The sequence below is a fragment of the Streptomyces cathayae genome (assembly GCF_029760955.1).
Classification (GTDB): domain Bacteria; phylum Actinomycetota; class Actinomycetes; order Streptomycetales; family Streptomycetaceae; genus Streptomyces; species Streptomyces cathayae.
The window spans coordinates 2,872,194-2,897,879 of the sequence record NZ_CP121682.1 but is presented as its reverse complement, the minus strand read 5'-3'; the positions used below and the strand labels follow the sequence as shown (position 1 = coordinate 2,897,879).

Annotated in this window: 25 protein-coding genes; 8 read left to right on the top strand and 17 right to left on the bottom strand. The window is 72.4% G+C overall.

Annotated features, from left to right (window positions below; translation table 11 throughout):
- Window position 1: 1 nt before the first annotated feature.
- From PYS65_RS12970 to PYS65_RS12960, 3 genes are all read right to left on the bottom strand, one after another.
- Window positions 2-1,015 (bottom strand): LLM class flavin-dependent oxidoreductase, encoded by a 1,014-nt coding sequence (locus PYS65_RS12970; RefSeq protein WP_279334115.1) that lies wholly within the window; start codon window positions 1,013-1,015, stop codon window positions 2-4.
- Window positions 1,012-1,668 carry an HAD-IA family hydrolase gene (locus PYS65_RS12965; RefSeq protein WP_279334114.1) on the bottom strand — a complete coding sequence of 219 codons (657 nt, stop codon included), beginning with the start codon at window positions 1,666-1,668 and terminating at the stop codon, window positions 1,012-1,014. The genes PYS65_RS12970 and PYS65_RS12965 overlap by 4 nt, the downstream gene beginning before the upstream one ends.
- A gap of 146 nt (window positions 1,669-1,814) precedes the next feature.
- Window positions 1,815-2,981 carry an aminotransferase class I/II-fold pyridoxal phosphate-dependent enzyme gene (locus PYS65_RS12960; protein WP_279334113.1) on the bottom strand — a complete coding sequence of 389 codons (1,167 nt, stop codon included), beginning with the start codon at window positions 2,979-2,981 and terminating at the stop codon, window positions 1,815-1,817.
- A 623-nt stretch (window positions 2,982-3,604) separates the two neighbouring features.
- Between PYS65_RS12960 and PYS65_RS12955 the strand changes: the two genes are divergently transcribed.
- From PYS65_RS12955 to PYS65_RS12940, 4 genes are read left to right on the top strand one after another with little or no spacing between them, the layout of a single operon-like run.
- Window positions 3,605-3,871: a phosphopantetheine-binding protein gene (locus PYS65_RS12955; RefSeq protein WP_279334112.1), complete on the top strand. Its 267-nt coding sequence runs from the start codon at window positions 3,605-3,607 to the stop codon at window positions 3,869-3,871.
- A gap of 18 nt (window positions 3,872-3,889) precedes the next feature.
- Window positions 3,890-5,257, top strand: coding sequence for an alkaline phosphatase family protein (locus PYS65_RS12950; RefSeq protein ID WP_279334111.1), 1,368 nt, complete (start codon window positions 3,890-3,892; stop codon window positions 5,255-5,257).
- The gene (locus tag PYS65_RS12945) at window positions 5,254-5,691 is read left to right on the top strand and encodes a type II 3-dehydroquinate dehydratase (protein ID WP_279334110.1); all 438 of its coding nucleotides are present in this window, start codon (window positions 5,254-5,256) and stop codon (window positions 5,689-5,691) included. Before PYS65_RS12950 ends, PYS65_RS12945 begins: the two co-directional genes overlap by 4 nt.
- 33 nt (window positions 5,692-5,724) lie before the next feature.
- Window positions 5,725-7,098, top strand: a complete 1,374-nt coding sequence (locus PYS65_RS12940; RefSeq protein WP_279334109.1) for an alkaline phosphatase family protein — start codon at window positions 5,725-5,727, stop codon at window positions 7,096-7,098.
- Window positions 7,099-7,132: 34 nt separating this feature from the next.
- Here PYS65_RS12940 and PYS65_RS12935 read toward each other — a convergent pair whose 3' ends face one another.
- From PYS65_RS12935 to PYS65_RS12880, 12 genes are all read right to left on the bottom strand, one after another.
- Complete coding sequence (locus tag PYS65_RS12935) at window positions 7,133-8,047, bottom strand: ROK family protein (protein ID WP_279334108.1); 915 nt, start codon at window positions 8,045-8,047, stop codon at window positions 7,133-7,135.
- A 27-nt stretch (window positions 8,048-8,074) separates the two neighbouring features.
- Entirely contained in the window at window positions 8,075-8,473 is a 399-nt protein-coding gene (locus tag PYS65_RS12930; RefSeq protein WP_279334107.1) for a VOC family protein, read from the bottom strand.
- A 78-nt stretch (window positions 8,474-8,551) separates the two neighbouring features.
- Window positions 8,552-8,920: an MmcQ/YjbR family DNA-binding protein gene (locus PYS65_RS12925; RefSeq protein ID WP_279334106.1), complete on the bottom strand. Its 369-nt coding sequence runs from the start codon at window positions 8,918-8,920 to the stop codon at window positions 8,552-8,554.
- A gap of 157 nt (window positions 8,921-9,077) precedes the next feature.
- Window positions 9,078-10,001 (bottom strand): transglutaminase-like domain-containing protein, encoded by a 924-nt coding sequence (locus PYS65_RS12920; RefSeq protein WP_279334105.1) that lies wholly within the window; start codon window positions 9,999-10,001, stop codon window positions 9,078-9,080.
- 17 nt (window positions 10,002-10,018) lie between these two features.
- Window positions 10,019-10,399 carry a hypothetical protein gene (locus PYS65_RS12915; protein WP_279334104.1) on the bottom strand — a complete coding sequence of 127 codons (381 nt, stop codon included), beginning with the start codon at window positions 10,397-10,399 and terminating at the stop codon, window positions 10,019-10,021.
- On the bottom strand, window positions 10,396-11,523 hold the full coding sequence (locus PYS65_RS12910) for an LLM class flavin-dependent oxidoreductase (protein ID WP_279334103.1): 1,128 nt from the start codon (window positions 11,521-11,523) through the stop codon (window positions 10,396-10,398). Before PYS65_RS12910 ends, PYS65_RS12915 begins: the two co-directional genes overlap by 4 nt.
- Window positions 11,523-12,683 (bottom strand): Gfo/Idh/MocA family protein, encoded by a 1,161-nt coding sequence (locus tag PYS65_RS12905; RefSeq protein WP_279334102.1) that lies wholly within the window; start codon window positions 12,681-12,683, stop codon window positions 11,523-11,525. Before PYS65_RS12905 ends, PYS65_RS12910 begins: the two co-directional genes overlap by 1 nt.
- Window positions 12,680-13,453, bottom strand: coding sequence for an SDR family NAD(P)-dependent oxidoreductase (locus PYS65_RS12900; protein ID WP_279334101.1), 774 nt, complete (start codon window positions 13,451-13,453; stop codon window positions 12,680-12,682). Before PYS65_RS12900 ends, PYS65_RS12905 begins: the two co-directional genes overlap by 4 nt.
- Window positions 13,453-15,780 carry an AMP-binding protein gene (locus tag PYS65_RS12895; protein ID WP_279334100.1) on the bottom strand — a complete coding sequence of 776 codons (2,328 nt, stop codon included), beginning with the start codon at window positions 15,778-15,780 and terminating at the stop codon, window positions 13,453-13,455. The genes PYS65_RS12900 and PYS65_RS12895 overlap by 1 nt, the downstream gene beginning before the upstream one ends.
- Entirely contained in the window at window positions 15,773-16,885 is a 1,113-nt protein-coding gene (locus tag PYS65_RS12890; RefSeq protein WP_279334099.1) for a radical SAM protein, read from the bottom strand. The genes PYS65_RS12895 and PYS65_RS12890 overlap by 8 nt, the downstream gene beginning before the upstream one ends.
- Before the next feature lie 12 nt (window positions 16,886-16,897).
- On the bottom strand, window positions 16,898-17,860 hold the full coding sequence (locus PYS65_RS12885) for a PIG-L deacetylase family protein (protein WP_279334098.1): 963 nt from the start codon (window positions 17,858-17,860) through the stop codon (window positions 16,898-16,900).
- The gene (locus PYS65_RS12880) at window positions 17,857-18,759 is read right to left on the bottom strand and encodes a glycosyltransferase family 2 protein (protein ID WP_279334097.1); all 903 of its coding nucleotides are present in this window, start codon (window positions 18,757-18,759) and stop codon (window positions 17,857-17,859) included. Before PYS65_RS12880 ends, PYS65_RS12885 begins: the two co-directional genes overlap by 4 nt.
- Before the next feature lie 583 nt (window positions 18,760-19,342).
- Here PYS65_RS12880 and PYS65_RS12875 point away from each other — a divergent pair.
- From PYS65_RS12875 to PYS65_RS12860, 4 genes are all read left to right on the top strand, one after another.
- Window positions 19,343-20,881, top strand: a complete 1,539-nt coding sequence (locus PYS65_RS12875) for an alkaline phosphatase family protein (RefSeq protein ID WP_279334096.1) — start codon at window positions 19,343-19,345, stop codon at window positions 20,879-20,881.
- A gap of 32 nt (window positions 20,882-20,913) precedes the next feature.
- Complete coding sequence (locus PYS65_RS12870; RefSeq protein ID WP_279334095.1) at window positions 20,914-21,198, top strand: acyl carrier protein; 285 nt, start codon at window positions 20,914-20,916, stop codon at window positions 21,196-21,198.
- Between the two features lie 120 nt (window positions 21,199-21,318).
- Window positions 21,319-23,160 carry a B12-binding domain-containing radical SAM protein gene (locus PYS65_RS12865; protein ID WP_279334094.1) on the top strand — a complete coding sequence of 614 codons (1,842 nt, stop codon included), beginning with the start codon at window positions 21,319-21,321 and terminating at the stop codon, window positions 23,158-23,160.
- Window positions 23,147-24,256, top strand: a complete 1,110-nt coding sequence (locus PYS65_RS12860) for a DUF4346 domain-containing protein (RefSeq protein WP_279334093.1) — start codon at window positions 23,147-23,149, stop codon at window positions 24,254-24,256. The genes PYS65_RS12865 and PYS65_RS12860 overlap by 14 nt, the downstream gene beginning before the upstream one ends.
- Window positions 24,257-24,308: 52 nt before the next feature.
- Here PYS65_RS12860 and PYS65_RS12855 read toward each other — a convergent pair whose 3' ends face one another.
- Both PYS65_RS12855 and PYS65_RS12850 read right to left on the bottom strand, forming a co-directional pair.
- The gene (locus PYS65_RS12855; protein ID WP_279334092.1) at window positions 24,309-24,899 is read right to left on the bottom strand and encodes a hypothetical protein; all 591 of its coding nucleotides are present in this window, start codon (window positions 24,897-24,899) and stop codon (window positions 24,309-24,311) included.
- Entirely contained in the window at window positions 24,896-25,660 is a 765-nt protein-coding gene (locus PYS65_RS12850; RefSeq protein ID WP_279334091.1) for a phytanoyl-CoA dioxygenase family protein, read from the bottom strand. Before PYS65_RS12850 ends, PYS65_RS12855 begins: the two co-directional genes overlap by 4 nt.
- Window positions 25,661-25,686 lie beyond the last annotated feature (26 nt).

The following is a 25,686-nucleotide window of genomic DNA, read 5'->3' as shown; positions in this document are numbered from 1 at the left end:
CTCACACCCCCGCGGGCCGTGCCGTGGGTACCCGGGGCGCGATCTCCTCGGCGAAGCGGCGCAGGCTCTCGGTCGCGGGGTAGTCGCGGAACCAGAGGACGAACTCCTCGATCCCGCTCGCGGTGTACTGACCCGCGCGTTCGGCGAGCCGGTCCACGGTCCCGTACAGGCTGCGCCGGGCCAGCAGGTCGGGGTGGTGGCTCCAGAACACCACCACGTGCGGGCTCGACAACCAGCGTTCCAGCCCGAGCCGGTCGTCGAAGACACGGCACTCCGCGACCAGGGCGTGCCGCACGCCTGCGGGGTCCAGTCGCAAGGACTCCCGGCGCCGCCCGAACTCCCTTACCGCGTGGGCTACTTCTTCCGGCTCACCCTGCCACTGGACGGACGAGCAGGCGCGTACCACGGCCTCCGGCAGCAGGGCGGCCGCGTCCGGGTGCGCCGCGTCCGCGCGTACCGCCAGGGGCAGCGGGGACCGGGCCGGAACGGGCACCGCGTGTGCCCCGGCGAGCTTCACCACGTCACCGTCGACAACGGCGGGGACGCCGGACCACAGCATCCGCAGGGCCTCCACCGTCTCGGCGAGAGCCGGCGCGGTGTCGGCGCCCAGGGGCGTGCTCCCCGCCGCGGCGTGTTCGGCGAGATGGTCGGTGGTGGGCAGGCCGAGCTGGAACCGCCCGCCGGACACGATGTCGACCGAGGCCGCCTGCTTGGCGAGGACGACGGCATTGCGGTGCGGCGGTACGGCGCTCAGGAGACCGAGCCCGATGTCGGCGACGGTCGCCGCGAGGGCGCCGAGAGCGGTCCACCCCTCGATCACCGGCTGCAGCTCACGACGTGGCACGGTGTCCGTGCGGTCCTCCAGCCACAGCGTGTCGTACCCCGACACCCGCACCAGCTCGGCCGTCTCGACCAGGGTCCGCCACGCCTGCGCCCCGCTGAGCCCGGCCAGCTCCAGACGGGCGCCCTGCGGCGCGAGGACGCTGCGGCGCGGCCCCGCCACCGGGGCGCTCACCGGGACGCCTCGTCGAGAACGGCGGAGAGCAGTTCCGTCGGCTGGTGCAGTACGTGGTCGGGCCGCTCCCCGCGCAGCGGCCCCGCGGTGGTCTCGCCCCACAGGGCCGCCGCCGTGGCCGTGCCCGCGGCCCGGCCCGCCTGGAGGTCGATGACCGCGTCGCCCACCATCACCGCGTGCTGCGGCTCCGCGTCCAGTCGGCGCAGGCCCTCCAGAACGATGTCGGGGGCGGGTTTGGGGCGGGGCACCTCGTCACTGCCGACGACGGCGTCGAGCAGCGGCAGCAGGCCCACCACGTCGAGCACCTCGCGCGCCCGCTCACCGGACTTCCCGGTGGCGATGGCCGTACCGATCCCCGACGCGCGCAGCCGTTGCAGTAACCACGGGACGCCCTCGTACACCTCCACCTCCTTGATGAGGCTCCGGCTCGCCTCGACGAAGGGCTTCTCCATCGAGAGGGGGAGCCCCATCAGGCGCATGATGTCGGGGAAGTAGCGACCTTGGTGGGTGCGGTACTCGTCGAAGGGCGGTTCGCCCTCGCCCACCACTTCGTGATGGGCGAGGGCGAACGCCTGGCGCATCACCTGGAAGCTGTTGATGAGCACGCCGTCCAGATCGAAGACCACCGTGCGGTACCCATGACGCACCGTCATGTACTCACGTTTCCTTACGGGAGGCCGCTGCGTGTTCCAGCGTCGGTCGAAATGAGGGAGGGGACGGGAGGGAACGGGAGGCGAGGAAGAAGGGGGAGCGAGGGGAGTGGCGAGCGGGGAAAGGGCCGCCGCGCCCTGCCCGGGACTCAGCCGGCGGCGACGGCCGAGGCGAACACCTCGGCGAGCCGGTCCAGGACCGGGGTGTCGGCCAGCAGGACCCGGTGGTGCAGCCACAGGCAGTCGTTGCCGATCTCCTCGGCCACCGGGCAGCGCTTGGCGAGGTCGTCGACATCGCCGGTGTGCGGGCCCTCCCAGAAACCACTGGTGCGGTAGACCGGGGGGAAGGCGACGAACGCCGGGACGCCGTGCGAGATCAGCCTGTCCACCAGCGCCAGACGGCGCTCCGCCGTCGTGCCGGGAAGCCGGACCATGGCCATGTAGTGCGACTTGACGTCACCGCGCTCGTCCCTGCCCTGCGGGACCACACCGGGGATGCGCGCCAGGGCCGCCATGAGATGGCGCGAACGCTCCTCACGCACGGCGACCTGCTCCTCCAGCCGGGAGAGCTGCGCGCGCAGCACCGCGGCCGAGAACTCGGTCATACGGTAGTTGGAGCCCTGGGTGCGGTGCTCGTAGAGCCGGTCCTTCGGCGGTCGGCCGCACCCGTGGCGCAGATACGCCTCCTGGTAGCTCTCCTCGTCCGGCAGCAGCAGGGCCCCGCCCTCGCCCGCCGTCATCAGCTTGCCGTTCTGGAAGCTGAAGGCAGCGATCGAGCCGAGTTCGCCGACCCGCCGCCCGCGCCAGCGCGCCGCGTGCGCGTGCGCCGCGTCCTGCAGGACGGTCACGCCGGTGGCCGAACTCAGCTCCGCCAGCGCGTCCATGTCCGCGAACTGCCCGGCCAGGTGCACGGGCATGACGACCTTCGTGCGCGGGGTGATCACGCGCGCGGCCGCGTCGACGTCGAGGCAGTAGGTGTCCGGCCGCACGTCGACGGGGACCGGCACGGCACCGGTGCGCTGCACGGCGAGCGAACAGGAGATGAACGTGAAGGAGGGGACGAGGACCTCGTCGCCCGGCCCGACGCCCAGCACCGACAGGGCCAGCTCCAGGGCGTGCGTCCCATTGGTGGTCGCGAGCGCCCGCGGCGCTCCGTGCAGAGCGGCGAACTCCTCCTCGAAGGAGTCGACCTCACTTCCGCCGTTGCGCCACCAGCCCTCTTGGTCCAGTGCCCGCAGCAGGCCCGCGCGCTCCTCGGGACCGTGCTGCGGCCACGCGGGGAACGTCAGAACCTCGTCGACCCGGTTGGATGACATGAACGTGCCTCTCGGTCGTGGGCGGGAGGGGGCCGGCCGCTGGGGGAAAGCGTGCGTTCGGTCCGGTCGCGGTGACGGGGATTCACGCCGGCGGGGGTCACCGAGGACCGGCCGGGCGTGGTGCTCGACGTGGAGACCCGACGGTCTGGGCTGTGGCGCGCGGTCCTGTGAGGGAACGGCGGCGGGGAATGCCGCTCGCCGCCCTTGGGGGTCCAGATCTAGCAAGCCCCCGCGAAGCACGTCAACACCGCGCCGTGGTCCGTGTACTGAAGGGAAAGCACGGCGGCGGCGAGGCCCCGCGGCCGCCGGACGTGCGACAACGCACCGAAACACGGGACCGGCGCCCCGGCTGCCGGCTTTTGCTTTCCGGGCACGTTCTTCGGGGAATGGCCAGAAGGGAATGCCCAGGGCACCGTCATGTGGCTTACTGTGAATCGGCGTTGGCACCAAGATGATGTTCGAGTCCTGTCATGTGACACCTGCTCGCTCTCTTTTTCCGGCGGTCTTCCGTACGTTCCGGTTTCATGCCCTCCCCGGCGTCTCGCCCGCCGCACGCACCCCCGTACCGCCGTGGATTCCGTCACCCTTCCGGCTCGCTCGGTCCCGTGAAAGGACGTTGCACTGTGGATGAGGTCAAGGCTCGGCTGCGCAAGGTGCTGGTGGATTCCCTCGAACTGTCGATCGCGCCGTCCGAGGTGCCCGACCGGGGGCTCGTGGAGGCGTTGGGGCTGGATTCCATCAACACCATCGAGTTCCTCATCTGGGTGGAGAGCGAGTTCGGCGTGGAGATCGACGACGAGGACCTGTCGATCAAGCTGATCGACGACCTCGACCTCCTCGCCGAGTACGTCAACCGGCGCATCGCCCCCGCCGGCACCCCTATCGCCTGACGAGAGGAGACGGGACACATGGCAGAGCGCGCCCTGATCATCGGGCTCGACGGTATGCCCCGCACTCTGCTCACCCAGCTCGCCGCCGAAGGGGTGCTGCCCCATGTCGCGGACCTGCTGGCCGAGGGTTTCTGCGGAGAACTACGGGCCCCCGTACCGGAGATCAGCTCCACCTCCTGGGCCACTTTCCTCACCGGCACCAATCCGGCTCGCCACGGGATCTTCGGCTTCACCGACCTGGTCCCCGGTGAGGGCTACCGCGTGCACTTCCCCAACCTGCTGCACCTGCGCGAGCCCGCCCTCTGGGCGCTGGCCGCGGCGGCGGGACGGCGGACGGTGTGCGTCAACGTGCCGGGTACCTACCCGGCCGTCGCCATGGACAGCGTCCTGGTCGCCGGGTTCGTCGCCCCCCACTTCAATCGGGCGGTCACCCCCGCCCGGCTCCTGCCCGAACTGCGCCGCCTCGGCTACGAACTCGACGTCGAGGTGGGCGACGTGGTCGCCGACCCGGAGGGGTTCCTCACCCGCGCGATCCGGGCCCTGCGCGCCCGCACCGACGCCATGGAGTACCTGCTCACCCACGAGCCCTGGGAGCTGGGCGTGGCGGTCTTCACCGAGACCGACCGCGTGCACCACTTCCTGTGGCGGGCCGTGGCCGACCCCGAGGACCCCCTGCACCAGGCGGTACGGGACTTCTACGGTCTGGTCGACGAGTGTGTGGGCCGGCTCGTGGCCCTGCTGCGCCCGGACGACGAACTGTTCATGGTCAGCGACCACGGATTCGGCCCCGCCGACCGGCAGTGCTACGTCAACACCTGGCTGCGGGAGTCCGGTTACCTGGCCGACCTCGACTCCACGAAGAAGCTCACCGGCCTCGACTCCCGCAGCACCGCCTTCGCACTGGACCCGGCCCGCATCTATCTCAACCGCAAGAGCCGCTTCCCCGGCGGCGGGCTCTCCGACGCGGAGGCGGAGGACATGTCGGCGGAGATCGCCGACGAACTCCTGCGACTGCGCTCGGACGGGGCGCGGGCGGGCACCGACGTGGACGGTCCGCTGCTGGTCTCGCAGGTGCTGCGCGCCGACGCCCTGTACGAGGGGCCCCTGCTGTCCCAGGCCGCCGATCTGCTGGTCCTGCCGGCCGAGGGCGTGCAGTTGCGCGGCGCCTGGGGAGGGAGCGGGGTCGTGCGGGCCGACGCGATGCTGACCGGCACCCACACCCGCGACAACGCCCTCTTCTACCGCCGCGCCGCACCGGCCCCCGACGGCGACACCCCCATGGACATGGTGGACGTGGCCCCGACCGTGCTGGCCTCGATCGGGGTGCGGCCGCTGGGGCTGGACGGGGATCTCGTCCTCGGCGTGGCGGACGGGGGTCGGGAATGAGTCATGTGCTGTTGCTCAACGGCCCGAATCTCGGCACGCTCGGCACCCGGCAGCCGGAGATCTACGGCACCACCACCCTCGCGGAGATCGAGGAGACGGTGGCCGGGGAGATCTCCGCCCGGGGCTGGAAGCTGGTGTCCGAGCAGCGCAACGGCGAGGGCGAACTCATCGACCTGCTCCAGGAACACGGCGACGCGCTCGGCGCGATCGTCAACCCCGGTGCCCTGATGATCGCCGGCTGGGGACTGCGGGACGCGCTGGCCGACTACGCGCCGCCCTGGATCGAGGTGCACCTCTCCAATGTCTGGGCCCGCGAGGGGTTCCGCCACATGTCCGTCACCGCACCGCTCTCCGCGGGCGTGGTCATGGGGATGGGGGCGCTCGGCTACCGACTGGCCGCCGGCGCGCTCACCCGGCTCGTGACCGCCTCCTGACCGTCCGGCCCCGTACGACAGAGGGAGAACCAGATGCCACATGCCGGCAGGGTCGCCGTGATCGGATTGGATTCGGCCACCCCCCAACTCCTCTTCGACCGCTTCGCCGAGGACATGCCCGTCCTGAGCGGCCTGCGGCAGCGTTCGCTGTGGGGCCCGATGCGCAGCGTCGACCCGCCCATCACCATGCCCGCCTGGTCGTGCATGATGTCCGGCCGGACCCCGGGCGAACTGGGGGTGTACGGCTTCCGCGATCGCGCGGCCCACGACTACGGGCCCCTGGCCTTCGCGACGTCGCACAGCATCAAGGCGCCCCGGATCTGGGACGAGATGTCGGCCGCCGGCCGCGAGAGCGTGGTGCTCGGTGTGCCCGGCACCTATCCGACCACGCCGATCCGCGGCGCCATGGTCTCCTGCTTCCTGGCGCCGTCCACCCGCGCCCGGTACACCTCACCGCCCGGTCTGCGCGACGACCTGGAGAAGCTGACCGGCGGATACATGCTCGACGTGGAGAACTTCCGTTCGCCCGAGCTCGACCGGGTGTCCCAGCAGATCTTCGACATGAGCGAGCAGCGTTTCCAGGTGGCCCGGCACCTGGCCACCAGCCAGGACTGGGACTTCCTCTCCTTCGTCGACATGGGGCCCGACCGGCTCCACCACGGCTTCTGGAAGTACTGCGACCCCTCCCACCCGCGCCACGAGCCCGGCAACCCGTACGAGAACCTCTTCCGCGACTACTACCGGTCCCTGGACCGGCACATCGGCGAGTTCCTGGAATGCCTCCCCGAGGACACCTCGGTCATGGTCGTGTCCGACCACGGGGCCCAGCCCATGGTCGGCGGACTGTTCATCAACGAGTGGCTGCGCCAGGAGGGTCTGCTCGTCCTCGCCAAGGAGCCCGCCGGCCCGACGCCGATGGCCCGGGCCGAGGTCGACTGGAAGCGGACCACGGCCTGGGCGGAGGGCGGCTACTACGGCCGCGTCTTCCTCAACGTGGAGGGCCGCGAACCCCAGGGCATCGTGCCGGCCAAGGAGTACGAGAGCACCCTCGACAAGATCGCCAGGGCCCTGGAGGGCATGGACGACGACGCCGGACAGCCGATGGGCACCCGGGCCATGCGCCCGGACCAGCTCTATCCGGAGGTCAACGGGATCGCCCCCGACCTGCTGGTCTACGTGGGCGATCTGCGCTGGCGCGCGCTGGCCACCCTCGGCATGGGGCAGGGCCTCTACACCACCGAGAACGACACCGGCCCCGACCACGCCAACCACGGGGACACCGGGATCTTCATGCTCAGCCACCCCGGCCTCACGCCGGGCCCGGCCGACGACCTGTCCCTGTACGACGTCGCTCCCGCGCTGCGCGAGCTGCTGGGTCTGCCCGGCGGAGGCCGACTGCCCGGCTGAGGCACGGGAGGGCCCGGACAAGCGCCCCGTCCGCTCAGCCGGCGGCCCCGGCCGCCGGCTCCGGCGCCGTCTCGCGGGCCAGCAGGAGCGCCCCGCGCAGGGAGGCGCGCGGGCCGGCGGCCGCCCTGCGCACGGCCGGGGGAGGGGCGCCCGGCCGGGCCAGCCGCCGGGACCCCTCGCGCACCGCGGCCACCAGGCCCGGCACCCCGTGGCCGAAGCCGCCGCCGATCCTGACCTCGGCGCACTGCACCAGCTCGCCCAGGTTGACCACCGCGACCGACAGGGCCGCGACGGTCGGACGCAGAGCATCCCTGGCCCATGCGCACTCCTGCGCGAGGCCCGTGCGGAAGGCGTCCGGGGCGACCGGTGCCCCGCGCAGGGCCGCGGCCCGCGCCAGGGTCGCCGTGCCCGACGCGACCGCCTGGAGGCAGCCGACACGGCCGCACACGCAGACGGGGCCGCCGGGGTCGACCACCATGTGGCCGATCTCGGCGGCCCCGCCACGCGGTCCGCCGTGCAGCGCGCCGCCGAGCACCAGGCCGCCACCGATACCGGTGCCCACGCCCAGATACGCGAGATCCCGCGCCCCGGTCGCGGCGGCCTCGGCGAGGGCGGCCAGACTGCCGTCGTCCTCGTGGGCGACCGGCACACCCGGCAGCACCCGCTCCAGGAGGGTGCCGACCCGCAGCCCTGCCCAGGAGGGGCGGGAGGGCCAGGCGACCATCAGTCCGTCCCGGACGGTGGCCGGCAGCGCGATGCCCGCGGCCCGTACCGTGCGGGGGCCGCCCGTGCCTACGAGGCGGGAGACGGCCCCGGCGAGAGCGGCCAGGTCCGCTTCGGCGTCCGCTTCCGCGGGCCAGTCGAACCGGGCGTACGCCGGGCGGGCGCCGGGCCGCTCCAGGAGCAGTGCCGTCTTGGTTCCGCCTATGTCGATCCCGAGGTACGACAACGGCTCGGCACCTCCGGTGAGTCGCTCCTAGGCGGGCAGGGGGGCGTAGAGGTCCACCGCGATGCCGTCGGGGTCGAGGACGATCGCGTAGCGCTGGCCCCAGACCGCGTCCCACGGCTTGATGTGGCCGACGTAACCGGCGTCGACCAGCTCCGCGTACGCGGTGTCGACGGCCTGGGGGTCGGGGTACTCGAAGGCCACGGCGGAGCGGTGACCGCCGGTCGGGGCGCTCCAGTCGGGGTCGTAGCTGCGGACGGTCTCGACGCTGTCCCAGGCGAGTTTGATGCCGCCGGGCAGCACCGTCTCGACGTGCGGGGCGGAGTCGGCGTCGGCCGGGATGTCGAGCCCGAGCCGGCGGTAGAACGCCAGGGACTCGCCCATGTCCTTCGACACGATCGCGAACAGGGTCAGCCTGGGAACTGCCATGAGTGGTGCTCTCTCTCTTGGTGGGTGCGATGGTGCGGAGCGGAGCGAGGTGGGGCGGGGTGGCGGGCCGCGACCGACTCAGCCGCGCTGGAGTGTCAGCCGCTCGCGGTCGGCCTTCCGCATTCCCGAGACCACGCGGTCCCAGGAGTGGTCCACCATCTCCCGCACAGCGGGCGCGGGAACGGTGGAGTCGAGGACGACCGTGTTCCAGTGGCGCTTGTTGACGTGGTAACCGGGGCCCACCGCGGGGTACTCGTCCCGCAGATGCAGGGCCAGGTTCGGCTCACACTTGAGAGTGACCTGCGCCGGCTGCTCCTCCGTCGGGTCCTGGAGAATCGCGAAGACCTTGCCCTCGACCTTGAACACCGTGGCGCCGGGCCCGAAGGCCTCGTCGTCCGTGGTACCGGGCAACTCCAGTGCGTGGTGCGCCAGTTCTTGCGGGGTCATGCCCGTCCTCTCGTCGTCGAAGGAGCGGTGGGGCCCACAAGGCTCCAGGGACATGGACCACCCTAGGGCGTGATCCGGGTGGCCACCGCCGTGCCACAACCGACTCACCAGGAAGGCTGAAAAAGGACGCTCTCCCCGCGGACGCGGAGGAGGTCCCTCAGCCTGCGGGCTCGGTGGGCAGGGACGTGTGGGCCCAGATCCCGCCGTGGCTGACGACTTTGGTGAAGCGGTCCGTCAGCCGGTGGAAGAGCGCCCCGGGCCGGCCGTCGGGCGGGAAGGCGCCCGCGTCCAGCCCGCCCCACTGGTTCAGCGCCCGCACCAGCAGGGGATCGACCGGCACCCACACCCCGTCGACCAGGAACTCGGCCCAGCAGTGCGGTGTGGAGTACGGCCTGGCCACCAGCAGCCCGAAGGAGAACCGGACCGCCAGCCCTCTGCGCGCGCCCTCCGCGACCAGCCACGCGGCAGCGCCCCCGCAGTCCGCCATCCGGGTGCGCCACATGAACTCGGGGTCCCAGCGCACCGCTTCGGGCAGCAGGAAGAACCCGATCCCGTCCACCTCGCGCAGCAGTTCGCGTACCGCCCCGGGCAAAGCGGGCCAGCCGGAGAAGGGGGACACCTCGAACGCGGCCAGGCGGGCATCGGCCGCGGGCCCCTCGACGAGCCGGGTGCCGTCCGGCAGCAGCACCGAGTACGGGCACGGCCCCGGGTGCCCGGGCACCGGGCAGGAGGAGACGACCTCGATGCGGTAGCGCGGGTCGTGCGCGGCCGCCGACTGCAGCGCCTTGGCCCAGGACCGCATGGAGCGGCTCTGCACCGAGACGAGTCCCAGGTGCAGGGCCGCGTTGCCGAGGTCGTACCCGTCGTACAGCCGGTCGGCGCCCTCGCCGATGTACGGCAACCCCGCGCCGATCAGTTCGCCGAGCAGCTCGGGGCGAATGCGGTACAGACGGCGCACCCCGGCCGCGGTGACCGCGAACCGGCGGTGCCGGTCCGGCACTTGGCGCAGCCGCCGCACGAGGTCGTCGAGTGGGGCCGGGGTGGGGGCCTCACGGGTCGCGCCACCGACGGACGTCACCATCACGGAGTCCTTTGCTTTCAGTCGATGTATCCGAGGGCCTCGAGGCGGCGGGCGACCTCGTCCTGTTCCTCCGCGCTGTAGGGCGTCGAGGGGGCGCCCCCCGGCAGCCCGTGCCGCTCCAGTTCGCCCAGCAGCCTGCCCACCGGGTCCGGCTCCGCCGGGCCGACCAGCAGCGGCTCGTCCGCCCGGGGCCCGCCCGTCACCTCGACGGCGAGGGCGGGCCGGCCCTCCGGGGGACGGGCGGCCGCCCGTACGCCGTCGGGCACCGCGTCACCGCTGAGCACGGCGGCCCGGCCACCCCGCTCGATCACGGCGTCGGCCAGGCGCCGGGCGAGGGTACGGCCGGCGTCGTCGTCGCCGCCCGGGAACCCGATGAGGACACTCTCCGGTGAAGTCATGGAACGCGTATTCCTGTCGTTCGGGAGACGGCGACGTGGGACTCGTCCGTCTGCTCGGGCTGGTAGGGGGTGAACTCGGCCAGCAGGGGCATCACTTCGCGGGAGAACAGCTCCATCGAGGCGATGGACTCCGCGCCCGCGATGTCGCCGAAGGCGAACTCGCCGAGGACGGTGTTGAAGAGGCCCTCGGACGCGGCCGCCCTGATGCGCTCGGCGACGGTGCGCGGGGAGCCGACGAACACCAGGTTCTGGTCCATCAGGAACCGGAAGTCGCCGCTGCCGGCCAGGATGTCGGGCGTGCTCAGCCGGCTCGCGGGGGCCGCCGGTGTGCCCGACCTCTTCACCGAGCCGTAGCGCAGGGTGTTCACGAAGGTGTCGGTCACCTGCTCGGCCGCGCGTGCCTCCGCCTCCGCGTCCGTCTCGGCCACGTGCACCAGGCTCCAGTAGCCGATGCGGGGCAGGCCGGGCTGTCCCTCCTCGCGCCACCAGTCGATGTAGTGGCGGTACACGAGGCCCATGGCCGCGCGCGGCACGATCATCGTCGAGGAGGTGTGCCCCCCGGTGCGGGCGAGGTAGCGCAGGGTGTTGCGGTCCGTCGTGGGGATCCACAGCGGCGGATGCGGCCGCTGACGGGCCCCGAACGACAGTTCCACGTTCTTGAGCTGGTGGGCGGGACCGTCGAAGTCGAAGGGGCCCTCGGCGGTCAGGGCGGTGCGCAGCAGGTCCGCGCACTCCCGGTTCAGCACCTTCCGGCCCGCGAAGTCCGCCCTGAAGGGAAGGAAGGGCTGCTCGCTGACGCCCGAGGCCAGCCCCACCTCCAGCCGCCCGCCGAGGAGCTGGTCCAGGGTGGCGACCTCCTCGACCACGTGCAGCGGGTGCCGCAGCGGCGGCACCCAGCCCATCGGGCCGACCCGGATGCGCTCCGTGCGCAGGGCCGCACCGGTACAGAACACCGCGGGCGAGGGCATCCAGCTCTCGTGCGGGGTGCAGTGGTGCTCCACGGAGAAGGCGTAGTCGAAGCCCAGCCGGTCGGCGGCCTCGAGCTCCTGCCACAACTGCTCGTAGCGCTCGCGGACGGTGACGTTCTCCCGTCCCCAGACATGGGTGAAGTACGCGGATTCCATCAGAGACTCCGGAGCCGAGGGCGGGTGGTTTCCAGGGAGGGGGCGGGCACGGCGGGCCCGGGGCCGCGGGCGGCCTGGTACAGGCGGTCGACGCAGGAGGCCAGCGAGGTGATCTCGGCCAGCGAGTCCGCCCGGGTCGGGGTCCCCTCGGCACGGGTGCCGGTGAGCCGCGCCGCCAGTTCGGCGACCTGACGTTCGTACTCGACGCCGACGGGCTCCTCGGGCAGCGGCACCCCGGTCTCCTCGCCGTGGCGCAGCAGGGTCAGCGAGGAGCGGTCCACCCGGTGCGGACTGAAGCCGAAGGTGCAGCGCAGCACCGCGACGCCCTCGGTCCCCTCGACGGTGAACGTGGTGCTGTCCAGGGCGTGGTGCGAGGCCCAGCGCGACTCCAGGGAGACGGCGACCCCCGTATCGGTGAGCAGGAAGCCGCGCGCGGTGTCCTCCACGAGTGCGGCGCGCACCGCGCCGGGCCCGGCGTCATCGGCCTGGGCGCGCCAGTCGGAGGTCGCCTCGGCACGGCCCATCCAGTCGAGCGACAGGGTGCCCAGCGCCCGCGTCACCTGCGGCCAGCCCAGCAGGTCGAGACCCACGTCCAGCAGATGCCAGCCCAGGTCGAGCAGGGAGCCGCCGCCGGCCAGGCCGCGGTCGACGAACCAGCCGTCGCGCTGGGGCACCCCGGAGGCCCGCGTCCAGTTCAGGCCGAGCGCCCGGACCTCGCCGAGCCGGGGCAGCAGCCCGGCCAGCGCCCGGACGTCACCCCGGTGCCGGGCCGCGCTCCAGGCGTGGACCGCCCCGCCCTCCAGGGCGGCGGCGGCCAGGGTCCGTGCCTCGGCGAGTGTGCGGCACACCGGCTTCTCGACGAACACCGGCACGCCCCGGTCCAGCAGTTCGCAGGCGGCGGGCACGTGCAGGTGGTTGGGCAGCGCGATCACCGCGGCGTCCAGCTCCAGGTCCGCCAGCTCCGCCGTCCGGGACAGGGCCGGGACCTCCCGGCCCCCGGCCGCCACCTTCCGGGCCGCCGCCTGATCGGTGTCCACGACCGCGGCCACCTCGAAGGCGGGGTGCGCCTCCAGCAGTGGCCGCCACACGGTGCGCGACACCCAGCCGGCGCCCAGGATCGCGATGCGCAGTGGCGGCGCACCGGACGCGTCGGGGCTCAAAAGCGCGCACCGCCGTCCACCACGAGGGTGTTGCCGCTGACGTACGAGGCCGAGGGGGAGAGCAGGAAGGAGACCGCGGCCGCGACCTCCTCGGGCTCGCCCAGCCGGCCCGCGCCGATGAACTTCATGACCAGGTCGCGCTCTTCGGGGGAGAAGTCCATGACCTCCGCCCGGATCGCGCCCGGCGCGATGACGTTGACGGTGATGCCGTGCCCGCCCACCTCGCCGGCGAGGGAGGCCGCCCAGGGCTGCAGGGCGCCCTTGGTGGCCGCGTAGGCGGCGTGGCCCGGCAGGCCGCTGGTGCCCGCCCGGGAGCCGAAGAGCACGATACGGCCGTACTTGGCGCGCATCATCGGGCGCAGGCACGCCTTGGCGAGGTTGATGGTCCCCGCGAGGTTCACCTGGAGGAGCCGGTCCAGCGCCGCCGCGTCGGTGGCCATCGCCAGCCGCCGGGTGCGCAGCCCGGCCGCGGCGACCAGGCCGTCGACGCGGCCGAAGCGCTCGACGGCCGCGCGCACCAGCTGGGCGGGGCCGCCCGGTGCCGACAGGTCCGCCTGTACGGGCACGAGGGTCCCGCCGGCCGCCTCGACCTCGACGGCGAGCTTCTGTGTCCTCTCCTCGCGCTGGTGGTAGCCCGCCACCACCGTGGCGCCCAGCTCGGCCAGTTGGCGGGCGCACACGCTGCCGATGTCCCCGGAAGCCCCGGAGACCACGACGACCCGGCCACGCTGACCCATGTTTTCCGCGATGCGGGCGGAGAGTTCGCCCATCAGTCGGCCTCCTTCGCGATGACGAGATGGCAGGGAGAGTGATCGAACGGCAGATGGCGCACGACGTCGGCGCCCGCCTCGGCCAGTCCGGTGGTCAGAGCCTCGACGCTGGTCCAGGCGGTGCCGCCGTGGGTGAGCCAGTCCAGCGCCAGCTCGGCGCCGCTCGCGGGCCCGGTGTCCTCGGCGTCCGGCCTGCCGGACGGCAGGAACACGTCGTCCACCAGCAGCAGGCCACCCGGTTTCAGGGCGGCCAGCACGGCGGACAGCAGCGCGCCCGACGCGGGGTCGTGCACGGCGTTGGAGATCACGCAGAAGTCGGCCCGGCCCACCGGCAGGCCGGGGCCGGTGCTCACCCGGCCGGCGGCGACGGCCTCGGCCACCCGGCCGGCCGCCGGACCGCTGAGGCGGCCGGTCTGCCACAGGTGGCCGCCCGCCGCAGGGTCCCTCGCCAGCAGCCGGTCGAGATAGCGGCCCGGCCCCGCGGTCACCTCGACCAGCCGGGCGCCGGGGCGCGGACGCAGCAGACGCAGACCGAGGGCGGTACGGGCCAGGGCCGAGGGGCCGTTCATGGCCCCCTGGTACACCGCGACCAGCTCCGCGTGGTCCGCGTCCTCGGGCCGGCGCTCGAACGGCCGCCGGGCCTGCCCGGAGCGCGCGACGGCGGCGAGCGCCTCCCGGGTCACCAGGTCGCGGGACAGCCGCTCCTCCAGGCGCACGAAGGCGGTCAGCTCGGCGAGCGGGACACGGGCGGCGGCGCTCTCGGACTCCGCGGCGGTGGACAGCAGGCCCAGCGAGGCCGCCGTGTCCAGCAGGACCTCCAGGGCCCGCGGGTCGCAGCCGAGTTCCGCGCTGAGCGGGGCCAGGGCGGTGCCCTCGGCCAGGGCGGTGAGGGCGCCCAGTTCGTGCAGGGCGAAGAGCAGTTCGGACGTCTTGTAGGCGCGGGCCGCCTCGATCGCGCGGGGCGTGAGCCGGTACCGGGCCGCGGCCGCCGTCTTCCCGCTCGCGGTCCTCGGCAGGGCGCTGCGCAGCACGATGGTGTCCGGGACCTTGTACGGCGCGAGATGGCGGGCCGCGTGGGCGCGCAGCTCCGTCTCGTCGGGGCCTCCCGGGGCGACCACCACCTCGGCCGCGATCCCGTCCTCGCCCTGGTGGACCCGGGGCCTGCCGGTGACCCGCACCTCGCGCACGGCGTCGTGGGCGCGGAAGACCGCCTCGATCTCCAGGGGGGCGACCCAGCGTCCGCCCCGGCGCACGGCGGTGCCCTCGCGGCCGAGAATCCGCAACGAGCCCCCGTCGGGCACCGCGAGGTCGCCCATGTCGTGCCAGTCGGGCACCCCATCGGTACGGATCTGGAGTGCCCCGGGGCCCTGCGGCGCGGGCTCCTGCGTGGCGGGGTCCACCAGCCGGTGCTCGACACCGGGCAGGGGCGCGCCCACACACAGCGGAGGAAGGCCCGCGGGGCCGCTGAAGACCGCGCCCAGTTCGGTGGAGCCGTAGTTGCGGGCCACACCGATCCCGTAGGCCTCGGTGAACAGTGTGTCGAGCGAGGCGTCGACGGGGCCGGCGCCGACCATGGCGATCCGCAGGCGCGGAGCCGGCGCGGGGGAGCCGGGGCGGGCGCGCCGGGCGCGCACCTGCTGCCGAGTGGCCAGGAGCCGGGCCGTGGCGGGCACCAGCGTGATGACGGTGGCGCCCTCGGCCAGCTCCCGCGCCGTCTGCCCGAGGGCCGTGGGCGGCACGGGGCGCAGGGCCGCGCCCGACAGCAGCCCGCCGCACAGCCAGCCGAGCGCGTACGCGTGGGAGAGGGGCACCGGCAGGACGACGGTGTCCTCTTCGGTGACGCCGACTCCGTCGCGGTAGCGCCGGGCCTCCGACAGCCAGCTCGCCTCGTCGCGCCGTACGAGCTTGGGTGAGCCGGTCGAGCCGGAGGTGGGCAGCAGCACCCCCGGCCCGCCGTCGACGCGCACCCCGGGCGAACCGGTGAGCTCGATCTTCTCGCCGGGCCGCTCCGGGTAGGCCAGCACCCTTCCGCCGCCCGCGAGTTCGAGCAGCCGCCGCACCTCGGGGCCGGGGGTGTCCGGCGCCACGGGGAGCGGCAGGGAGCCGCCCGCGAGCAGCCCGAGGAAGGCGACGACCCAGTCGGGCCCGTTCGGCATCCGCAGGACCACCGCCTCGCCGACGGCCTCGTGGGCCCGCACGGCCTCGGCGACCGCCTGCGCCCTCGACGTCAGCTCGCCGCACGTCAGCCCCTCCAGCACCGGGTGCCCGGGGTCGAAGCGGCGGACGGCGTCGAGGAGCGTGCCGGGGGATGCGGTGACCTCAGGCACCGGCGCCCGCCAGGTAGTCGGCCTTGGCGTTCTCGATCATGCCGCGGATGCGCGGCGGGGCGTAGGTGGGCGCGGCGCACAGCTCGTCCAGGGTGATCTCGTCCTCGAAGTACATCGAGAGCGTGTCCCAGGGCGTGAAGCAGCCGTGGCAGGCGCTCAGCCTCGGCTTCGGGGCGAGCAGCGCCCGGTAGAGCCCGCTGCTGCCGAGCTTGTCCAGGACCTGCCCGGCCTTGTCGCCCAGCATGTTGCCCATGTCGGAGAACCAGATGTTGGGGCAGGGGGTGATGACGCCGTCGCTGAAGCTGGAGACGACCAGCCGGGGCAGATGACAGCGGAAGGTCCGCTTGCCCTCGCGGTAGAAGCTCAGCAGCCGGTCGAAGTACGGGTACGGCGGCAGGATGCCGCTGAACTCGTCGTAACGCGCGGCCAGTTCCTCGATGTGGCTGATCTGCTCGGGCCGGATCTTGAAATGGTCGGAGTCCGGGCCTCGCACGGGGAACGGGAAGAACGTCGGCGGGTGCTCGAACTCGTTGAGCCAGCCCGCGAACTCGGTCAGCTCGGCCACGCTGCGGTCGTTGAGCACGCCGTAGATCTCCACCGGGAGACCGGAGTCGAGCGCCCGGGTGATCGAGCGCAGCACCTTTCCGTGCAGCGACTCGGACTGCACGCGGTAGCTGTTGCCCTGGTAGAGGTGGCTGTCCAGCGAGATCTGGAGCACCACGTTGCCCCAGGAGCGCATCCGCTCCAGATGCTCCTCGGTGACCAGGACGCCGTTGGTCTGCAGAACCAGCACCTCGTAGTGCCGGGACTGCTCCTCCAGGAAGTCCATGATGCCGCGGACCAGGAAGATCTCACCGCCGGTCACCTTCAACAGCGGCAGGTTGAAGCGGTCGTTGATCTGGTCGGCCACCGTGTTGATGCGCTTGCCCAGCTCCGTGGTCGGTGAATAGTCGTCACGTTTGGGCGGGTCGAAGATGAGCTGGAGCGAGTGGCCCTCTTTGAGGTTGCTCTGTCCCGTGAGGCAGTAGGTGCAACTCAGGTTGCACGAGTCCTCGTTGATCACGAGGTCGTTGCCGATCAGCGGCAACGGAGTGTAGGGGGGCACGAAGGGTTCCTTTCACGGTCGTCCGAGGGGCGCGGGGGTGTTCCGGTCGTCCGGTGGAGGTGGCGGCTCTCCCGGCGGCCGGTGGCCGGCGTCCGTCGCGACGTGTGCGGATCGCAGCCAGAAGCGCTCGGCGTAAGGGAGTCGTGCTGCGGTGCCATGGGCCCGGACCCGGGCGAGGAGTGTCTCGCGCAGCCTGTCCGTCCCGTCGAAGAGTGCCTGCGCCTGGCTCGCGTACACCGCCGCGCCGGCCAGCCAGGTGTCGATCTCGGCCGACGTGAGCGGCGTGAAGCCCGCCGCCATGCCCTCGTGGTCGCGGTGGCGCAGGGGGTAGGGAAAGTCCTCGTACCAAGCCGTGTCCGGCCGCCCCAGCCGCTCCACGGCCTCCCTGACGAGCACGTGGTCCACGTGCCGGCCCGCTGCCAACGGCCCGTGCACTCGGGTCCCGGGCGGGCAACAGGAGCGCAGCGCCGCGCCCAACTCGTCGGCGAGAGGAGCGTCGTCGGCGTGCCGGGGGCCGCGGACGCGGAGTGCGGAGCTGTACCGGTAGCGGTCGCCCGAGGTGCGCAGGGCGGCGTCGGTGAAGCCGAGGGAGACGTGTGCGGCGCCGAGGAGCGTCAGCGCGGCCCGGTCCTCACGGCGCCGGAGGGCGGGCCGCGCGATCGAGCGCCAGGCGTCCCGGTCGTGCGTGGCGCCGGGCGTTTTGGCGTCGGCCGCGTCCCGGGCGGGCCGCGCGCCGTCTGTCGCCGGGGCGGCCGCTCGCGCGCCGTCGGCCCGCGCACCCCCGGCCCGTACGTCACCGGCCGGCACACCGTCGCCCCGCGCACCCGCGATCGCCGGGCCGTCGAAGACGGTGACGACGGTGACGGGGACGCCCCGGGCGACCCAGCGGGCCAGCCGCCCCCCGAGGGACCAGACCGCGTCGTCGGGATGCGGGGAGACCACGACGTGCGCGCCGGCGCCGTCCGCCCCGCTCACGGCGTGTCCACGAAACCGGGCGCCGGGGTGTCGGCCCGGACGGCGGCCACATAGCGCTCGGGGCTCCCGTCGGCGCCGAGCAGGGCGGACAGCGCGCGCACGGACGGCAGGGGGTGCAGAGCCGTGAAGCGCTCCATGTTCACACTGTGCTGTTCCCACCGGTCGCGCCGGACGTGGCTGAGGTGGATGCCCAGGGCCCGCGGTACGAGGTGGCGCCGCAGGCCCGCCTCGTGCAGCCGGAGACCGAACTCGAGGTCCTCGCAGCCCCACACCCGGCCGAAGCTCTCCTCGAAACCCCCCGCCTGGCACCAGGACTCCCTGCTCACCGCCGAGTTGGCGCCCACCAGCCCCAGCCACGGAGCGACGTCCGGCAGCGCGCCCCCGGCCATCGACTCGATCGCGCGCTCCAGCGCGTTGGTCATCGTGCGCCGCATGGGGCCGCGCTCGGCGCCCTCCTCGGGCGCGGTGTGCAGCGCGGCCCCGCTCTCCTGGACCTCGGCGAGCGGCGCGCTCCGCAGCCGACCCAGCAGCCTCCTCGCGGACGGGAGTTCACGCATCCGGCCGTGCAGGAAGCGGCCGGGCCGGGCCGCCTCGCCGTACGCGCGCAGGAAGCCCGGCCCCACCACCACATCGGCGTCGAGGAAGACGATCCAGGGTGCGCCGGCGGCCGCCGCGCCGGTGTTGCGCGCCGCGGCGCGCCCGCGTCCGGGACCGGCCACCGCGCGCACCGGCAGGAGCCCGCGCACCTCCTCCAGTACGGAGGTCAGGGCCCGGGAGTCCTCACCGCCGCGGTCGTTGTCGTCGACCACGACCACCTCGTGGGGCGGTGCGCCGGCCTGGGCTGCGAGGCAGGCGAGGGTGAGCCGCAGTTGCTCGTGGTCGCCCCGGGTGGGGACCACTACGGTCAGGGTCAAGGGGGCGGAAGGCGCGGGCGGAGACATCTGCGGTCGGCCTCTCCATCAGCGGGGCGAATGTGCGCTGCCCTTCGCATTTCCTCGTCCCTTCCCGAAGGGAGGAACCATGGGGCGTCACCGGAAATGAGAGGAGCCGAACGAGAAAAGGACAGACTTATGCCAAAGGCGCTCTCGTACGGCTTGCCACATGAGGCTCCACCACGGAAGCGAGGCAAGTCAACACTGCCTTCTTGATCGCATGGGATACCCGTGATCGATGTGGCCGGCGGAGGTCGTGGCCGGTTCATCGAACTGTTCCGGCCATACCGCAGAGCCCTCAATCGATATTCGGGCGCGGCGAGAACGGCGGCAGAAGAGCCCCTGTGCAGGGGCGTTCCGGCAAAGCAGACAAGGGGGAGGGGTATGCGGGTGCCGCAGTGGTGCGGCGCGCCTTTTGGACAGTCCCAAGATCCGAATCGGTGTCTCCGTGGAGGAGGGTATGCGTTCGGTGTTACGGTCACCCGGATCACCGACGGCCGTCTTGCCGCCGCCCTCTGTCGCAGGTGTTGTCCACAGTTGGAGACGACTGATGCCGCCTTCGCCGCATGCCCTCGTCATCGGTATAGACGGGGGGACTTTTGATGTCATCGATCCCCTGGCAGCCCGTGGGCTGCTGCCCAACATCGACCGCTTGCTGCGCTCCTCGGCCAGCAGCAGAACGACCTGCACCTGGCCGGCCCACACAGCCCCGGGATGGAGCACCTTCGTCACCGCGGGCCACCCCGGCAACCACGGCATCTACCAGTTCTACGACACCCAGGACCCCGCCTACGGAGCACGGCTGACCCGGGCCGGCGACCTGGGGCGTACCAACGCCTGGGACTGGCTGGCGGCGCAGGAGTACACCCTCGGGCTGGTCAACATCCCGATGTCCCACCCGCCGGCCGACCTGCCCGGCTACCAGATCACCTGGCCGCTCGAACGCACTCTGCGGCACTGCCGCCCCGACTCGCTGCTGCGCGAACTGGCGGCGGCCAAGGCCCATTTCCAGTCCGATCTCGCCACCATGTTCCGCGGTGACATGAGCTATCTGGAGCAGGCCGAACGAAATGTCGAGGCCCGGGTCCGTTCGGTGCGCCACCTCATGAACACCCGGCCCACCGACGTGGTCATGGTGGTCCTCACCGAGGCGGACCGCGTCGGACATCACTACTGGCACTACGAGGACACGACGCACCCCCGCCACGAGAAGGCTCCCGCGGGCTCCGGCTGGGACCGGGCCAACACTCGGGTCCACCGGGCCATCGACACCGCGGTCGGCGAACTGCTCTCCCTGGTGGACGAGGACACGGTGGTCACGCTCGTCTCCGACCACGGCCTCGGCCAGGGCGCGCACGCCCTCGCCGTGCACCAGCTGCTGGAGGAGGCCGGCCTGCTCGCGACCGAGCCGGGCGACGAACCCGCGGCCGGCGAGGCCCGCTGGTTCGCCGACGGCGGCCGGCGTGTCGACTTCGCCCGCACCGCGGTCTACATGCCGGTCCCCGGAAGCTACGGGCTCAACCTCAACCTCCGGGCGAGGCAGGCCCGGGGCAAGGTCGCCCCGAGGGACCGGGACCGCGTCACGGCCGAGGTCGTCGACCTTCTCGGCGGCCTCAGGGGACCCACCGGCGACCCGGTGTTCCAGGCCGTCCTGCCGAGCGCGGAGGCCTATCCGGGACAGCAGCGCGGCCGGGCCCCCGACCTGCTCATGGTGCCCGCGGACGAGTCCGTCCTGCCGGTCACCGACCTCACCGGCGACCTGTGGGCGCCCAGCGCGCAGACGGGCCTGCACCGGCACCAGGGGATCTGGGCGCAGCGCTCGCCGCGGGTGCGCCCCGGCCGCACCCCGGGCACGGTGCCGCTCGTGGACGCCCTGCCCACCCTGCTGATGGACCTGGGTGCCTCCTGGCCCTCGGACATCGACGGGAGCCCCCGGACGGAGATCTTCACCGAGGACCTCCCGGTTCCCGCCCCCGATCCCCGGGTGACGGCCCGCAACGAGAGGGTGCCCGAGGCCGAGCCGGCCGGGGACACCGCGGACGAAGACGACTACACGAGCAGCCGACTCCGTGAGATGGGATACCTCTGAGTCGCCGCGACACCGAGGAAGGGAAGACGATCATGGAGGAGACCGGGGCGATCAAGGCTCGGCTGCGCAAGGTGCTGGTGGACTCCCTCGAACTGTCGATCGCGCCGTCCGAGGTGCCCGACCGGGGGCTCGTGGAGGCGTTGGGGCTGGATTCCATCAACACCATCGAGTTCCTCATCTGGGTGGAGAGCGAGTTCGGCGTGGAGATCGACGACGAGGACCTGTCGATCAAGCTGATCGACGACCTCGACCTCCTCGCCGACTACGTCAAGAGCCGGATGAAGCAGGACGAGTCCCTGGCTGAACAGCCCGGTTGAGCATCGAATGCCCGCTACCGCCCGAGCCGTTCCCCCACGGGCCGAGCCACCGCAGACCCGGCTCGACCCCGAGCACGATGCCGGCGAGGACGGAGCGGGCGCCGCCCCCAAGGAGGGCTGATGATCGAAGACATCACCATCGGTCGGGCCACCGCCCGGAAAAAACCCGGCGAGTTCGAGCTGACTCTGGATTCCCGCATCACCGACCCCGCGTCCTTCAAGGTCAGCTTCCTGATCCTGCTGGACGGCGACCTCGTGATGTCGCCGGAGCACCTCGGGGTGGCGTACATGGTGAGTGTCCTGCGCACCGCGGGCTTCACCGCCGAGATCCGCGAGGTGGAGCACGGTGACCAGGCGCACGCCTCCGTCGTCGCCCATCTGCGCGAGTACCAGCCCGACCTGGTGTGCTTCACCCTGATGAGCCTCAACCTGTCCAGCTGCCTCAGCCTCTGCCGGCAGCTGCGCGAGGCCTGTCCCGACACCCCGATCGCCTGCGGGGGCCCGGCCGGGACCTTCGCCGGCCTCGAGGTCCTGCGCAACAACCCCTACGCGGACATCGTCGCCGTCGGCGAGGGCGAGCCCACCATCCTCGACCTGGTCCAGCGGCTGTACCTGAAGGAATCCCTCGCCGACTGCCCCGGGGTCTGCTACCGCGACGCCGACGGCGAGCTGCGGCAGAATCCCGCACGCCCCCTGATCCACGACCTGGAGGCGCTGCCCTTTCCCGCCCGGGACCAGCTCAGCCAGCACGGCGACAAGCTGGAGTACGTACGGGTCAGCACCAGCCGGGGCTGCGTCGCCAACTGCACCTTCTGCTCGGCCCCCCATCTGAAGAACCGGGTGCAGGCGGGCAAGGCGTGGCGCGGGCGCGGCCCGGAGCAGATCGTGGAGGAGGTGGCGCAGATCGTCGAACGCCACCAGTTCCGCACCTTCGACTTCGTCGACTCCACCTTCGAGGACCCCGACGGCGGCCGGGTCGGCAAGAAACGGGCGGGCGCGATAGCCCAGGGCATCCTCGACCGGGGCCTCGACATCTACTACAACGTCTGCATGCGGGCGGAGAACTGGCACGACACCCCCGAGGACCACGCCCTGCTCGACCTGCTCACCCGCTCCGGCCTGGAGAAGGTGAACGTCGGCATCGAGTCCGGCACGGCCGAGGAGCTCCTGCTGTGGGAGAAGCGCGCCACGGTCGAGGACAACGTCACCATCATCCGCATGCTCCGCGAGCACGGCATCTACCTGGCGATGGGCTTCCTCCCCTTCCACCCGTACGCCACCGTGGAGACCCTCATCGCCAACGCCCGGTTCCTGCGGGACAACGCCGGGCACAACCTGCGCCGGATGACCGAACGGCTGGAGATCTACCCCGGTACCTCCATCGTCCGCCGCATGGAGGGCGACGGCCTGCTGTCGCCGACGTACCAGGAGGACCTGGACCCCTACGGCTACGAGTTCGCGGACGAACGGGTCGGAAAGCTCGCCCGGCACTTCGCCCGGCTCTACAACAACGAGGACTACCACCACCACGGGGTGATCACCGATCAGTCGGCGGTCTTCGAGTTCGAGACGTACAACGTCGTGCTGCAGACCTTCATCTCGCGACTGCAACGCCGCTTCGCCCCGCTCGCGGGCGTCAACGAGGTGATGGAGGGCTTCAAGGACACCGTCCACGAAGTACGCCAGGAGATGGGCCAGTTCAACTACAGCTTCTTCATGTCGAATCTGGAAGCCGTGATGAACGACGCCCTCGACACCGAGAAGCAGGCCCGCCAGGTGGTCGAGGTGGAGGAGTACTTCCGCGACCGGCTCGACCGGCTGCGCTCGGAGCAGCTGCGGGTCGGCAAGCGTCTCGCCAGGCTGGGGGCCAGGGTCACGGAGATCAGCTCCACCCTGCCGCCCGTCCGGCCCGGCGGCCTGCCCCGCAACTACACCGGGGAGGGGTCCGGTGCCACCTGGTGAACGTCCGGCGGCCGAGGAGAACCGGATCGCGGTGTGCAGCCTCAGCAGCCGGGAGCTGCTGGAGCCGCTCTCGGTACTGCCGGGCGTGGCACTGGCCGGGACACTGATGACCGCCAACCTCGGCATCGAGGAGCTGGTGCGCACCCTGGCGTGCCGGCCCGCGATCCGGATACTGGTCGTCTGCGGCCGCGAATCGCCGCGCTTCCACGCGGGACAGAGCCTGCTGGCCCTCTTCCGCGGGGGCGTGGACGCCGGCTGCCGACGCATCCGAGGCGCCGCCGGCTACCTCCCGGTACTGCCCACCGTCTCGCTGGCCGATGTGGAGCGGGTGCGCTCACGGGTGGAGCCGGTGGACGCGCTGGGAGAGTGCGACCCCTCGGTGCTGCGCGAGCTGGTGGCGAAGCTGAGCCCGCGCGAGCGCCCCGGCGCGGGCCCGGCCCTCCCGGAGCGGGCCGCCGCACGGACACCGGAGCCCGCGCACGGCGACGGGAGCGGATTCCGGCGGCTGCGGGCGGGCGGGAGGCGGACCGGCATCAGCGGCTCGCTGGACGGCTTCGTGGTCATCAGCCTCGACCACCGGGCCCGGCGCATCGTCCTGCGCCACTACGACAACGACCTCACGCCCCGGCACGAGATGACCGGGGTCCGGGCCGAGTCCATGCTGCTCGGCCTGCTGGACGCCGGGGTGATCACCGAGCCCTCGCACGCCGGCTACCTCGGCGGTGAACTGACCAAGGCCGAGACCGCCCTGCGGCTGGGGCTCCACTACGACCAGGACCTGCCCCTGCGCGCACCGCGAGCCTCGGTGGGCGGGGTGCGGCCGGTCCGCGCACGAAAGGAGACACGGGCCATCAGTGAAGCGCGGAAGAATCAGCTGAGCCTGGCGGAGTTCCTCTCCGCCGTCGTCAACGGGCTCGGGGCACAGGGCACGGAACTCGACCCGCACGTGCCGCTGGGCGTCCAGCTGTCCGTGGACTCCGCCCGCATGATCGAGCTGGCCATCGTGCTGGAGGAGGAGCTGGGCCTGGACCTGCCCTCCGACGTCGATCTGCGCCGCTCCAGCCCCATGGAGCTGTACGGCGCGTTCGCCGCCTGAGCGCCGGGCGGGGCCCCACCCGCGCCCGTACGGGGGGCGGGTGAGCGGCCCCTCACGCGGGCCAGACGCGCAACTCCTCCTTGACGATCCGCGCGGTGACAGCGCCGTTCGGCCCGGGACTCCAGGCGTCGGGCCCCAGCAGCCGCACGGTGAACGCGTCCGGTGAGAGCCGCAGCCAGGAGGCCGCGACGCCCGTGTGGCCGGTGCGTCCGCCCGAGGGCAGATCCTCGGCGAGCAGCACCGTGACCGGACAGGGCAGCGCGCCGGCGTCCACGTCCGCCAGGACGGCCTCGGTGAACCCGTCGCACCCGGTCGGTTCCGCGAACGGGCCGGGGCAGAGCAGCAGATGGGCCGGCGGCGGCCCGATCCGCGCCGCGCGCACGGCGCGGGCGAGGACGGCGGCACCCGCCCCCGGCGCCCCGCTCGCCATCGCGAGCAGCGCCCAGGCCAGGGCAGGGGTTTCGGTCGCCGAGGGAGCGAGCGGGTTGCCGGGATCGGCCGTCACCACGGTCAGTTCGGGCGCGAACTCCCGCAGCAGCGGGCCGCCGACGACACCCGCCGGGTCGGCCACCAGGAGCCGCAGCACGGGACGCGGCCCCGGGGCCTGGAGGATCTGGCGCGTGTCGAAGGGGGCGGTGCTCATGACAGTCCGTCCGTGAGCCCGAGCGAGAAGTAGTTCTCGAAGCCCAGCAGCCTGCGCATCCGGGGCCCGCTGCGCTCGGCGACCTCCGGCTTCAGGCCGTTGAAGAAGTTCTGCTGCTGACGCACGTACCCGCGGCAGTAGTAGTTGAGGATGCCGTGCCGCGCCCGCCCGGTGACGTTGGCCCCGGTCTGGTGCCACAGCCGCCCGTCGAAGATCATGACACTGCCGGCCGGGCCGCAGACCGGAACCGTCTCGACGTCCCCCTCGCCCCGGTCGTAGTCCGGCTGGCGGCCCAGGAGATGACTGCCCGGCACCACGCGGGTGGCGCCGTTCTCCTCCGTGAAGTCGTCGAGCATCCACATGCTGTTGGCCACGAGTGCGTACGGGGGCCAGGGTGGCCGGGCGAACGTCTGGTCGGCGTGCACGTTCATCGGGGAACCGCCGGGGCCCGCGATGTTCGCGTGGGTGCTGGAGAGCAGGAAATTGAAGCCCAGCACTTCCTCCATCACGTCGAGCGTCGAGGGTTCCTGCACACAGTGCTCGAACTCTTCGCCCTTGTTCAGAAGGCTGAAGACCCGCTGGTTTCCACCGTCGTAGAGAAAGGCGGTGCCGTCCTCGCGCTCCTGTTCCGCCACTTCGGTGAGACGGGTGCTGAGCAGTTTGAACTCTGTCCTGGACAGGGGGGATTCAAGAATGCAATAACCGAATTCCTGAAGATCCCTTATGGCCTTCTGCTTGCTTCCTGTGACGGTCGCATACATGCGGCAACTTTATCAGCACGCGTCAT